The sequence below is a fragment of the Rhodococcus sp. 7Tela_A2 genome (assembly GCF_049311045.1).
Classification (GTDB): Bacteria; Actinomycetota; Actinomycetes; order Mycobacteriales; family Mycobacteriaceae; genus Rhodococcus.
This window is the reverse complement of the sequence record NZ_JAXION010000005.1, coordinates 13,494-26,495: the sequence shown is the minus strand read 5'-3', so window position 1 is coordinate 26,495 and position 13,002 is coordinate 13,494. Positions and strand designations below refer to the sequence as shown.

The window sequence follows — 13,002 nt, the reverse complement described above, 5'->3', positions numbered from 1 at the left end:
CGTCCTGCATTCGCTCCGACGTGGATGTCGGAGCGAATGCAGAAAACCGAGTGGATCAGGCGCGACGGGCACGCACCGCGTCGGCGAGCCGGTCGAGTTGGACTGCAGTGGTTGCCCAGTCGATGCACGCATCGGTGATGGACTTACCGTACTCGAGCTCGTCGGACGAGCCGAGCGTCAAGTCCTGCCGGCCGGCTTCGATGAAGCTCTCCAGCATCACACCGACAATGCCCTGTTCTCCGGCTTCGAGACGCTCGGCGATGTCGGTCACGACGTCGACCTGCTTCTCGTGGTTCTTGCTGCTGTTGCCGTGGCTCGCGTCGATGACCACCCGTTCCGGCAACCCACCCTTGCGCAGGCGCGCCATCGTGTCGGCGACGGTCTCGGCATCGTAGTTCGGGCCGGCGCTGCCGCCGCGGAGGATGACGTGGCAGTCCGGGTTGCCGACGGTCTGGATGAGCGCGGCCTGGCCGTCGAGGTCGGTGCCGGGGAACACGTGGCTCGCACCTGCGGCGCGGGTTCCGTCGACCGCGACCTGCACGTCGCCTTCGGTGGAGTTCTTGATCCCGACCGGCATCGACAGGGCGCTGCACAGCTGACGATGCACCTGGCTGGCGGCAGTGCGTGCACCGATCGCGCCGTAGGTGACCAGGTCGGCGTAGTACTGCGGGAGGATCGGATCGAGGAACTCGCAGCCGACGGGCAGGCCCAGGCTCGACACATCGAGCAGCAACTTCCGGCCGATTCGCAGGCCGGTGTTGATGTCGTAGCTGCCGTCGAGGTGCGGGTCGTTGAGCAGACCCTTCCAGCCGAGCGTGGTGCGCGGCTTCTCGAAGTACACACGCATCACGATGTGCAGGTCGTCGCGCAATTCGTCAGCCTTCGCGGCGAGCCGGCGAGCGTAATCCATGGCTGCGGCGGGGTCGTGGACCGAGCACGGGCCGACCACCACGACGAGGCGGTCGTCGGTGCCGTTCAGGATATTGACGGTGTCGGCGCGGCCGGATCGCACGGTCGCCGCCACGACGGCGTCAGGGGCGTATTCGGCGCGGATCTCCGACGGCGCGGCGAGCGGACTCACCCGCACGGTGCGCTGCTCGTCGAGATTGGTGGTGGAGATTCCAGTGGTGGAGCTCATCGGGTTGCGTTCCTGTTCTCGGTGAAGGAAGCCGACCCGGAAGAACCCTGAGATCCCGTCGAGCCGGTCTGTATCCGGCTCGTGGGTGAGGAAGTCAGCGCGCGGTCACGCCGACCGACCCACCCAGGGCCGGCCCGCTAAACCAAAAATAGGTGCGCTGCATAGCGACGGACTCTACCAGAACTCGCCGAACCGGTTCTGTGACGCGGCACACCGACTCGCCCCGACGCTCCCCGGCAGGAACTTCGGGTCCGGGTGCATCTTCGCCGAACCTGTTCCCGGGCAAGCAGACACCTCCGCGAGGCGGCCGTATGCGACGCCGTTCCGCTCCCCGGTGCCGAGCAACGGATCGCCCTTCGGCGGCGCGAACGAGACGGTCCCTACCGCCACGGCACTCGCTCCGGGTCGCGCAGCATCCGGCGGGCGGTCGACATGCGATGCACCTCGTCGGGGCCGTCGTAGATGCGCGCATACCGTGCCCGCCGGTACATGGCCTCGAGGGGCGTATCCGCGGTCAGGCCCAGCGCCCCGTGTACCTGGATCGCCCGGTCGACGACGTCGTGCAGCATCCGCGCGCCCCAGAACTTGATGAGACCGATCTGTACCCGGGCGTCCTCACCAGCGTCCATGACCCGGGCCGCGTCGAGCGTCATGAGGCGCGCCGCCTGAATCTGTGCGGCCGATTCGGCGACGTACCGCTGGATCTCGCCCTTGTCGGCGAGGAGCGACCCGTGTGCGAACCGGGCGTTGGCGCGCGCACACATCAGTTCGAATGCCCGTTGCGCCTGCCCGAGCCAGCGCATGCAGTGGAAGACCCGGCCGGGTCCGAGGCGGTCCTGGGCGACCAGGAAACCGTTGCCGCGTCCCCCGAGCACGTTGTCTGCAGGAACCCTGACGTCGGTGTAGCGCACCTCGTAGTGGTCGCTCGGGTCGTACCCCATCGTGGGGATCGACCGGACGATCTCGAAGCCCGGCGTATCCGTCGGGACGATGACAGCGCTGATACTGCGGTGAAGCGGCGTCGAGTCGGGTTCGGTGCGCGCGAACACCGTGCAGTAGCCGGCCTGCCGGGCGCCGGTGGTGAACCACTTACGGCCGTTGACGACCCACTCCGCTCCGTCCAGACGGGCGGTCGTCTGCACGAGCACCGGGTCGGAGCCGGCCACGTCGGGCTCTGTCATGCCGACCGACGGCAGGATCTCGCCGGAGACGAGACCGGGAACCCAGCGACGACGCTGTTCCTCGGTGCCGTGCCGATGCAGCATCAGCGCGTCCTGCATCGACACCGACCCCACCGCGAGCTGACCGAACTCCGACCGGCCGATGATCTCGTTGAGATAGACGAAGTCCAGGAACGGAACTCCCCCGCCACCGATCTCCTCCGGGTGCCCGAGCGCCCACAATCCGAGGTCCTTCGCGCGGCTCTTCAGCCCGTCCAGCGCCGCGGCGCCGTCGTCGTCCTGCCGCGACAATGTCGGCTCGAGCGGGATAACCTCCTCGTCGATGAAGGAACGCATCCGGGTGCACAGTTCGGCCACCCGGCCCTCCGGCCGATTCGCAGTCATGGGCGTCAATGTATCCGCGCACGCATGCCCTCACCTCGCTTTCAGCCGGGCCGGGTGTGGACCGGCCGACGCCGGGGAACCCTGAGGTTCCGCCCTGCACGATGACGAGCCCGGAGGTTTCATGCCAGCAGAAAGCCCAGCCGATCCGACCGCCCGAGCTGTGGAACCCGAGCACACCCCCGACGGGCACATCGTCGAGACACGGTCCGAGGATTTCGCGCATGCACGCAACCTTCCGATCGATCCCGACTGGTTCAAGACCGCGGTGTTCTACGAGGTTCTCGTGCGCGCGTTCAACGACTCGAACCACGACGGGACCGGTGACCTGCGGGGGCTGACCGAAAAACTCGACTACATCGCGTGGCTCGGGGCCGATTGCATCTGGCTGCCCCCGTTCTACGATTCCCCGCTGCGGGACGGCGGCTACGACATCCGCGATTTCCGCGCGGTGTTACCGGAATTCGGGACGGTCGACGACTTCGTGACGTTCCTCGACGAAGCGCACAAGCGCGGTATCCGCGTGGTGACGGACCTGGTCATGAACCACACCTCCGATACCCACGCGTGGTTCCAGGAGTCGCGTGCCGAACCCGACGGTCCCTACGGGGATTTCTACGTGTGGTCCGACAGCGACGAGGCCTACAAGGATGCCCGCATCATCTTTGTGGACACGGAGACCTCGAACTGGACGTGGGATCCGGTGCGCAAGCAGTACTACTGGCACCGGTTCTTCTCGCATCAGCCCGATCTGAACTACGACAACCCCGAAGTCCAGGACGCCATGCTCGACGTCCTCCGCTTCTGGCTGGACCTGGGCATCGACGGATTCCGGCTCGACGCGGTGCCCTACCTGTTCGAGCGCGAGGGCACCAGTTGCGAAAACCTGCCCGAGACCCACGCGTTCCTGAAGAAGTGCCGGGCGGTGATGGACGCCGAATACCCGGGCCGGGTCATGCTCGCGGAAGCGAACCAGTGGCCGTCGGACGTGGTCGAGTACTTCGGTGAGCCGGAGATCGGCGACGAGTGCCACATGGCGTTCCACTTCCCGCTCATGCCCCGGATCTTCATGGCGGTTCGCCGCCAGAACCGATTCCCGATCTCGGAGATCCTCGCGCAGACCCCGTCGATTCCCCGCACCGCGCAGTGGGGCATCTTCCTGCGCAACCACGACGAACTCACGCTCGAGATGGTGACGGACGAAGAGCGTGACTACATGTACTCCGAGTACGTCACCGACCCGCGGATGCGGGCGAACATCGGGATCCGCAGGCGCCTGGCCCCTCTGCTCGAGAACGACCGCAACCAGTTGGAGTTGTTCACGGCGTTGCTGCTGAGCCTGCCCGGGTCCCCGGTGCTGTACTACGGCGACGAGATCGGCATGGGCGACAACATCTGGCTCGGTGACCGCGACGCGGTGCGTACCCCGATGCAGTGGACTCCCGACCGCAATGCCGGTTTCTCCCGCGCCGATCCGGCGCGGCTGTATCTTCCGACCATCATGGATCCCACGTACGGGTACAACGCGGTCAATGTCGAGTCCCAGCTGAACTCGACGAACTCGCTGTTGCACTGGACTCGCAGGATGATTCAGGTCCGCAAGCAGCACCCCGCGTTCGGCAAGGCGGCGTTCACCGAACTCGGCAGCGCCAACCCCGCGGTCCTGTCGTATCTCCGGGAGATGGAAACGACCCCGGATCGCAACTACAGCGACGTCATCCTGTGCGTGAACAACCTTTCCCGCTATCCGCAGGCCGTGGTGCTGGATCTGTCGAGGTTCGTCGGGTGGATCCCGGTCGAGCTCACCGGGTCGGTGCCGTTCCCATCGATCACCGAGGAGGGCTACATGCTCACGCTCCCCGGTCACGGGTTCTTCTGGTTCGCTCTGCAACCGGATCCCACGACAGAAGGCGCAGGATCACATCCCGTCAGCAGCGAAGCGGAAGCGGCGGTGCAGCCATGACCGAACAGAACGACAGCCGCTATCCGGACGCCGACCTCGAAGCGGGCCTGGCACACTGGCTCCCACGCCAGCGCTGGTTCGCCGCGAAGGGCCACACCATCACCGGCGTGCGGATCGTGTTGCGGCAGACACTCGCCGACGAACCCGGGTTCGGCGCCGACCACGTCCTGGTGGCCGTCGACTTCGAGGACACTGCCGAGCATATCTACCAGGTGCCGTTGGGGTACCGATCGCACCTGCCGGACGATCTGGCTCCGTGGACGTTGGCGACACCGGACGACGCGGGGCACAGCGTGTTCGTCTACGACGGTCTGCACGACCAGGACATCATCGGCCTGTACGCGCAGAGCCTGAGCAGTGGCCGCCCGAAGGGGCCCGTCGATCTCCACACCCTCCCGGGCGCGGAGTTCGAGGCGGGCATGCGCGGGCGCCCGCTCGGCGCGGAGCAGTCGAACACGTCCGTCGTACTCGGCGAACGCCTCCTGCTCAAGATGTTCCGTCGTCTCACGTTGGGTATCAACCCCGACGTGGAGTTGCACCTCGCGTTGACCGAAGTGGGCTGCCGCTCCGTGGCACCGATCCGTGCGTGGATCGACGCCGATGTCGAAGGTGTCCGCACGACGCTCGCGATGGCCCAGGATTTCGCCGCCAATTCCGCGGACGGGTGGGCGATGGCGCTCGGAAGTATCCGCGATCTCCTCATCGAAGGGGATCTCCGGGCCGACGAGGTCGGTACGGATTTCGCCGGTGAGTCCTACCGGATGGGGACGGCGGTCGCCGAGGTCCATTCGGATCTCGCCGCCGCGCTCGGGGAATCCCAGCGTCCCGCGTCCGGACTTGCGGCCGCGATGAGCCGCAGGCTCGAGGCCGCCGCCGCCGAGGTCGAGGAACTGGTGGAGTTCGTGCCCGCGATACAGGCGAGGTTCGACGAAGCCGCCGCGCTCGGTCCCGTCACGGTGCAGCGCATCCACGGCGACCTCCATCTCGGGCAGGTGCTGCGCACACCGGAACGGTGGCTGCTCATCGACTTCGAGGGTGAACCCGCCAAGTCCCTTGTCGAACGCCGGCATCCCGACACCCCGCTCCGCGACGTCGCGGGGATGTTGCGTTCGTTCGATTACGCCGCCCACCATTCGGTGCGAGAGCGGGATCCCGACGGCGCCACGGCGCAGCGTGAGTTCCGGGCGCGGGAATGGGCAGAACGCAACTCCGCCGCGTTCTGCGACGGGTACGCCGCAGCATCCGGATCCGATCCGCGCGACATCGGGCCGTTGCTCCGTGCGTACGAAATCGACAAGGCCGTCTACGAAGTGGTGTACGAAGCGCGGCACCGCCCGTCGTGGCTCCGTCTGCCCCTCAATGCGATCCGGAGGTTGTGCAAAGCCTGACGACCGACGTACGAAAGGGCGGGTGGGGGGGGGGGGGGGCCCGGCCACCCCCCCCCCCGTTTTTCGGAAGCACACCCCCCCTCCACCTCCCGTGCGGCGCCGGCGACGTCGACTTCGACGCGTCCGCCCTCGACCAGCGTGTCGTCGAGCAGCAGATCCGCGATGCGGTCGTCGACAACCCGTGCGATGGACCTCCGCAACGGGCGGGCACCGAACTCGGGCTGGTGCCCGTGACGGGCGATCCACTCCACGGCCTCGGGGCTGAAGTCGATCTCGATGCCCTTGGCCTGGAGCCGCTTCCGGCTCTCGTCGAGCAGGAGATCGGCGATCCGGTGCAACTGTGCGTCGTCGAGCCTGCGGAACACGACGATCTCGTCGATGCGGTTGAGGAACTCCGGCCGCATCGATTCGCGTAGCCGTCCCATCACCCGGTCGCGCAGCGGCTTCTCTTCCGCCTCCGCGTCGCCGGTGGTGAACCCGATGGCCCCACCACGGCTGGAGATGATGTCCGATCCCAGGTTGCTGGTCATGATGACGACGGTGTTCGTGAAGTCCACCGTGCGGCCTTCACCGTCGGTGAGACGGCCGTCGTCGAGCACCTGCAACAGGGTGTTGAACACATCCGGATGCGCCTTCTCGATCTCGTCGAGCAGCACGACCGAGTACGGGTTGCGACGGACCTGCTCGGTCAGCTGACCGGCCTCGCCGTAGCCGACGTACCCGGGCGGTGCGCCCACGAGACGGCTCACGGTGTGTCGTTCGCCGAACTCGCTCATGTCGACACGCAGCATCTTGCGCTCGTCGCCGAACAGGACCTCGGCCAGCGCCTTCGCCAGCTCGGTCTTGCCCACGCCGGTCGGGCCGAGGAACAGGAAGCTGCCCACCGGGCGATGCGGATCGCTCATGCCCGAGCGGCTCCGGCGGACGGAACGTGCCACCGCGCGCACCGCCTCGTCCTGGCCGATGACGCGCTTGTGCAGCTCGTCCTCCAGTGTGCGGAGACGGTCCTTCTCCACCTTGGTCATCTGCGTGACGGGGATTCCCGTCGCGCGCGAGACGACCTCGGCGATCAGTTCGGTGCCGACCACCGGGACGTCCGCATCAGCCGGCGCACCGGAGTCGATGCGCTGCTGGATCCGGACGATCTCGTCGCGGACGCGCGAGGCTTCCTCGTAGTCCTCGGCCTGCACCGCGCGGTCCTTCTCGGCTTCGAGTTCGACGAGCCGGTCCCGCAGCTGTGCACCGTCGACGCGCGGGGTGTGCAGCCGCAACCGCGCACCGGCCTGGTCGACGAGGTCGATCGCCTTGTCCGGCAGGTGCCGGTCGGGCAGGTATCGCACCGACAGGTCGACGGCGGCGTCGAGGGCCTCGTCCGTGTAGCGGACACCGTGGAATTCGGCGTACCGGTCACGCAGTCCGTGGAGGATGGCGACCGTGTCCTCACGGCTCGGCTCACCGACCATCACCGGACCGAAGCGCCGTTCGAGCGCCGGGTCCTTCTCGATGTGCTTGCGGTATTCGTCGAGTGTCGTGGCACCGACGATGTGCAGTTCGCCGCGGGCGAGCTTGGGCTTGAGGATGTTCCCCGCGTCCATCGCCCCGTCGTTGCCGCCACCGGCGCCGACGACGGTGTGAAGTTCGTCGATGAAGACGATCAGTGCGCCCGACTGTGCGGTGATCTCGTCGAGCACCTTGGTGAGGCGTTCCTCGAAGTCGCCGCGGTAGCGGGTGCCCGCCACCATGCCGGTCAGGTCGAGTTGGACGATTCGCTTGTCGCGCAGGTTTTCCGGCACCTCGCCGTCCACGATGCGCTGGGCGAGCCCTTCGACGATCGCGGTCTTGCCGACACCTGCCTCGCCCAGGAGAACCGGGTTGTTCTTGGTGCGGCGGGACAGGATCTCGAGCGTCTGCTCGATCTCGTCGGCGCGGCCGACGACGGGGTCGATGCCACCGCTCCGAGCGCGCTCGGTGAGGTCGACACCGAATTGGTCGAGCGTCGGGGTCGCGGAGTCGCCACCCGCTTCGGCCGGCGGCACCGGCTGGAGCGCCGTCTGCAGAGACTGCGGGGTGACACCGAGGGAGGCGAGCAACCGTCCCGGGGCGCGGGTCTGGTCCGCGGCGAGCGCGAAGAACACGTGCTCGGGGTCGATGTAGGTCGAGCCGAGCGCGCGCGAGAGCTGATGTGCCTCCAGCAACGCGGTCTTGACCGCCCCACTGAGTGCGGGAGCCGACACGCCGGAGTCCGGGTTGCTCTGCGGCAACCGCTGGTCGACAGCCGCGACGACCGCGGCCGGATCGGCTCCGGAGCGGGCCATGACGGTGCGGGCCGGATCGGTTTCCGCCATGGCGCGGAGGAGGTGCAGCGCATCGAGGTCGGCGTCGCCGCGTTCTGCGGCGAAGCGAGCCGCGACCGCCATCAGTTCCTGCGTACCGCGGCTCATGAAGCGGGAGAGGTCGATTCGGCCGGGTCCGCCAGGCCCGAAGAATGCCGTCATTCCGAAGCCTTTCTCTTGACTTGAGCCTTACTCACTCAACTAACGTGCCGAACACTTCATCAATTCCGAAGCCCTAGGGCAAATGAAGGTGAGCTACGTCACGGCGAACGAGAAGACTTTGTATTGTGCACAACACAACGGTGCGCTACTTTATTTCACGTGTCGGATCCTTTCGCTCTCGATCAGCAGGTGTGCTTCGCGCTCTACCGCGCGTCGCGCGCCACCACGGCGGTCTACCGGCCGCTCCTGGACCGACTCGGCGTCACCTACCCGCAGTACCTGGTACTGCTCGCACTGTGGGAACGCGACGCGCGCGGAGTGCAGGACCTGTGCGACGCCCTCGACCTCGACACCGGCACACTGTCGCCTCTTCTGAAGCGACTCGAGTCGGCCGGGCTCGTCGAACGGACACGGCAACGCGACGACGAGCGACGTGTCGTCGTACGCCTCACCGACGCCGGCAACGCGCTCCGGAAAGAAGCCGAGGGCATCCCCGGCTGCGTGGCGCGCGCAGGCCGTCTGGAACTCAAGGAACTCGCCGAACTCCGCGACACGCTCCACCGCCTGACCGCCGCGCTGCAGCACGCAGCCGGCGACACCCCCGAGGAAAGGTAGGACCGCCATGAAGATCCTCTACACCGCAGAAGCCCTCGCCACCGGAGCCGGACGCAACGGCCACGCTCGCACCAGCGACGGCAAGCTCGAGGTCGACCTCGCCATGCCCACCGAGATGGGCGGCAACGGCGAAGGCACCAACCCCGAACAGCTGTTCGCCGCGGGCTATGCGGCGTGCTTCCACTCGGCACTGCAGATGATCGCCCGTCAGGAGAAGGCCGACATCAGTGACTCCGCCGTGGGCGCCCGCGTCGGTATCGGCCCGACCGACGGTGGCGGATTCGGCCTCGCCGTCACCCTCGAGGTCACCTTGCCGAAGCTGTCCGCCGAACAGGCCCGCGAGCTCACCGAGAAGGCTCATCAGGTGTGCCCGTACTCCAACGCGACCCGCGGCAACATCGAGGTCACCCTCGAGATCTCCGAAGACTGACCGATTACCCGGGCCACCCGGCCTCACCACGTGTCCACGCCGCGTCCGCGTAGCGTGGACACGTGGGTATGCAGGACGGGTCGCGGCTCGCGAAGTTCGCGGCCGAGGTGGGATTCACGCTCGACGACTTCCAGATCGACGCCTGCCGTGCGCTGGAAGAGAACCGAGACGTGCTGGTCTGCGCCCCGACCGGAGCCGGGAAGACGGTGGTCGGTGAGTTCGCGGCCTACCTCGCGCTCGAGTCTCGTCAGAGCTCACCCACGTCCCGGGACTCCACTCCTCGCGGCACCTGCTTCTACACCACGCCCATCAAGGCGCTGAGCAACCAGAAGTACAACGACCTCGTCGAGCGATTCGGTGAGGGCGAGGTGGGCCTGCTCACCGGGGACATCACCCTTCACCCGCACGCCCCCGTCGTCGTCATGACGACGGAAGTCCTGCGCAGCATGCTGCATTCCCGCTCCCCCCTCCTCGACGGCCTCACCCACGTCGTGATGGACGAGGTGCATTATCTGGCCGACCGGGAACGAGGCGCGGTCTGGGAAGAGACGATCCTCTACCTTCCCCGCTCGGTGCGGCTGGCCAGCCTGTCGGCCACGGTGAGCAACGCCGAAGAATTCGGGGCATGGATCCGCCGGGTGCGCGGCGAGACCACCGTGATCGTCGACGAGGTCCGCCCGGTCCCGCTCACCCAGCACATGCTCGCCGGGGGGCGGTTGTTCGCCCTCTTCTCCCCCGGCACCGGGACCATCGACGACACCCTCGACCGTTACATCGCACATCGGCAACTCGCCGACGCCGCTCCATCCCCCGGAGCAAGGAAACGCCGTAAGCGCCGGACCTCGGCACCCCTTCCCGCGGGCGGTGATCGCCCGGAGATCGTGGCGCGGCTCGAGGCCGAACAACTCCTGCCCGCCATCTGGTTCCGCTTCAGCCGGTCGGGATGCGACGCCGCCGTCACCGAATGCCTCGACTCTTCCCTGCGTCTCACCGAGGCGGCGGAGGTCCCGCAGATCCGCGCGATAGCCGACCGGCACACGGCTTCTCTGCCCCCGGCCGACCTCGACGCGGTCGGCTACTCCGACTGGATCGAGGGGCTCGAGCGTGGATTCGCCGCACACCACGCCGGCCTCGTTCCGGCATTCCGGCACGCGGTCGAGGACCTGTTCACGCGCGGGCTCGTCCGCGTGGTGTTCGCGACCGAAACCCTCGCGGTGGGGGTCAACATGCCGGCCCGCACCGTCGTACTCGAACGTCTCGTCAAACCGACGGCAGCCGGACCTGTGCGCCTGACGCCCGGGGAATACACCCAGCTCACGGGCCGCGCCGGTCGGCGCGGGATCGACGAGGAGGGGCACGCCGTGGTGCTCTGGCAGCCCGACACCCTCCCCGCCACCGTTGCCGGACTCGCCTCGACGCGCGCCTATCCCCTGCACAGCTCGCTGCGCGTGGGCTACAACACCTGCGTCAATCTGATCGACCGCGTCGGCCTCGACGGCGCACGCACACTTCTGGACCGTTCGTTCGCCCAATTCCAGGCGGAGCGATCGGTGCGCGCGCTGTCCGACGCGGTACGGACGAATACCGCGCTGATCGCCGACCTCGAAGCCGAACTCGCCGATGCAGCAGGTTTCACCGAATACCGGAGTCTGTACGAGCGTCTCGCGTTCGCGCGCACCACGGCATCCGCGGACACCGTCACCGCGCTCGCCCGCGCGGTGCGTTCACACCCGGGCCACCGGCGGCCCGACCGGGCGCACCTCCTGGCCGTCGCGGGCCGGCTCGGCACCCTGGTCACCGACACGGAACGAATGCGCGTGCGGATCGAGGGCGTCACCGGACGTCTGCGCACCACGTTCGATCGCACCCTCGCCGTGCTCGAGGAACGCGGCTACGTGATCCTCGACCCGGCCGGTGAGTCGGCGTACGTCACCGACGACGGACGACGGCTCGGCCGGATCTATTGCACGAGCGACCTTCTGGTGGCCGAATGCGTGCGGACCGGAGCATGGGACGGGCTCGAACCCTGCGAGCTCGCGGCAGTGGTCTCGACCGTGCTCGGCGAGACGCGGCACCGCACCGCCGCGGCGTCCGGACGGACCACCCCGGCGGTGGACGAGGCCCTGCGCGTCACCACGCGCCTCTGGGGCGAACTGGCGGCAGCGGAACAGCGCCACGGTTTGACGGTGAGCCCCGACCCGGACCCGGTGGCCGTCGGGGCCGTCCACAGCTGGGCCCGCGGCGACGGCCTTGCCGCAGCGCTGCGCGTCGCGTCGGAATCGGGGCTCTCCGCGGGTGATCTCGTACGTCGCTACCTGCGCACCCTGGACCTCGTCGACCAGACCGGTCTGTGCCGCCGCGACGCCCTGCCTCCCGTGTCGTTCACGTTGACGTGAGCGGTGACCGCACGTCGCACAACTGCTCGGACAGCGACCACAGGCTCGCGGCGACGCCCCGGTCGTGCGACCGCGCGTTGGACTGCACCTTCCCGGGGTGTCCTCGCATCTCGAACAGGCCGCCGGGCCCGTAGAAACCGCCGGGTTCCGCATCCGCGGCGGTCGCGGCGTAGAGGGACGGGAGTGCTCCCATCGCGGCCGACTGACCGATGACCGGAGTCACCCACTCGACGAGCTTCCCGTACCGCGACTCGCTCCGGTACTGCAGGTTCGTCGACGAGTAACCCGGGTGTACCGCAAAGGATTTCACCGGTGATCCGTGCGCGGTGAGCCGTCGCTGCAACTCGTAGGCGAACAGGAGATTCGCCAGCTTCGACTGGCCGTACGCGGGCCACCGCTCGTAGCGGCGCCGCTCCCAGTTCAGATCGTCCAGATCGATCTTGCCGATCCGGTGCATGGTGCTGCTCACGGTGACGACGCGATCGGTGATGCGCCCGAGAAGGAGCATGGTGAGCGCGAAGTGGCCGAGGTGGTTGGTGCCGATCTGCATCTCGAAGCCGTCGGCGGTCCGCCGCAGCGGCACCGCCATGACGCCCGCATTGTTGACCAGCACATCGATGGTCGGGTGGGTCGCGGCGAGGTCCGCGGCGAACGCACGCACCGACGACAGGTCGGCGAGGTCCACTTTGCGCACCTGCGCGTTCGGACCGATGTCCGCGGCCACCTCCTCTCCCTTCGCGACGTCGCGGCACGCCAGCACCACCTGGGCGCCGGCACGCGCGAGCGCCCGCGCCGTCTCGGCGCCGAGGCCGCTGTTCGCACCGGTCACCACGACCGTGCGGTTGCTCTGATCGGGAATGTCGTTCGCTGTCCATGCCGCCATACCCCGCACACTACGTACGCATCCGAACCGGCAACAGGGCTCGCCGGACTCTCGCCGGACCGAGGCATTCCCTGTCTGCCCCGCGCCTCGTAGAGTGCACCCGGGCGCGAGTCCCGCAGGGGCACACGGGGG

At 68.0% G+C, this 13,002-nt stretch carries 8 protein-coding genes and 1 pseudogene; 5 read left to right on the top strand and 4 right to left on the bottom strand.

What is annotated here, in order from left to right:
• Nucleotides 1-55 precede the first annotated feature (55 nt).
• Together TVH25_RS01905 and TVH25_RS01900 are read right to left on the bottom strand one after the other, a co-directional pair.
• Nucleotides 56-1,138 (bottom strand): 3-deoxy-7-phosphoheptulonate synthase, encoded by a 1,083-nt coding sequence (locus TVH25_RS01905; RefSeq protein ID WP_422423236.1) that lies wholly within the window; start codon nucleotides 1,136-1,138, stop codon nucleotides 56-58.
• A gap of 380 nt (nucleotides 1,139-1,518) precedes the next feature.
• Nucleotides 1,519-2,703 (bottom strand): acyl-CoA dehydrogenase family protein, encoded by a 1,185-nt coding sequence (locus TVH25_RS01900; RefSeq protein WP_422423235.1) that lies wholly within the window; start codon nucleotides 2,701-2,703, stop codon nucleotides 1,519-1,521.
• A 121-nt stretch (nucleotides 2,704-2,824) separates the two neighbouring features.
• Here TVH25_RS01900 and treS point away from each other — a divergent pair, with 121 nt between their 5' ends.
• Complete coding sequence (gene treS / locus TVH25_RS01895) at nucleotides 2,825-4,663, top strand: maltose alpha-D-glucosyltransferase (RefSeq protein ID WP_296551058.1); 1,839 nt, start codon at nucleotides 2,825-2,827, stop codon at nucleotides 4,661-4,663.
• Entirely contained in the window at nucleotides 4,660-6,051 is a 1,392-nt protein-coding gene (locus tag TVH25_RS01890; protein WP_422423234.1) for a maltokinase N-terminal cap-like domain-containing protein, read from the top strand. Before treS ends, TVH25_RS01890 begins: the two co-directional genes overlap by 4 nt.
• Before the next feature lie 101 nt (nucleotides 6,052-6,152).
• Here TVH25_RS01890 and TVH25_RS01885 read toward each other — a convergent pair.
• Nucleotides 6,153-8,546: pseudogene (locus TVH25_RS01885) on the bottom strand (ATP-dependent Clp protease ATP-binding subunit); the annotation flags it as partial.
• Between the two features lie 159 nt (nucleotides 8,547-8,705).
• On the opposite strand from TVH25_RS01885, the gene TVH25_RS01880 reads away from it, so the two are divergent.
• From TVH25_RS01880 to TVH25_RS01870, 3 genes are all read left to right on the top strand, one after another.
• Nucleotides 8,706-9,161: a MarR family winged helix-turn-helix transcriptional regulator gene (locus TVH25_RS01880; protein WP_422423233.1), complete on the top strand. Its 456-nt coding sequence runs from the start codon at nucleotides 8,706-8,708 to the stop codon at nucleotides 9,159-9,161.
• A 7-nt stretch (nucleotides 9,162-9,168) separates the two neighbouring features.
• Nucleotides 9,169-9,591: an organic hydroperoxide resistance protein gene (locus TVH25_RS01875; RefSeq protein ID WP_422423232.1), complete on the top strand. Its 423-nt coding sequence runs from the start codon at nucleotides 9,169-9,171 to the stop codon at nucleotides 9,589-9,591.
• A 68-nt stretch (nucleotides 9,592-9,659) separates the two neighbouring features.
• Nucleotides 9,660-11,987 carry a DEAD/DEAH box helicase gene (locus TVH25_RS01870; protein WP_422423259.1) on the top strand — a complete coding sequence of 776 codons (2,328 nt, stop codon included), beginning with the start codon at nucleotides 9,660-9,662 and terminating at the stop codon, nucleotides 11,985-11,987.
• Here the strand turns inward: TVH25_RS01870 and TVH25_RS01865 are convergent.
• Nucleotides 11,974-12,870 (bottom strand): oxidoreductase, encoded by an 897-nt coding sequence (locus TVH25_RS01865; RefSeq protein ID WP_422423231.1) that lies wholly within the window; start codon nucleotides 12,868-12,870, stop codon nucleotides 11,974-11,976. The genes TVH25_RS01870 and TVH25_RS01865 overlap by 14 nt on opposite strands.
• Between the last annotated feature and the right edge of the window lie 132 nt (nucleotides 12,871-13,002).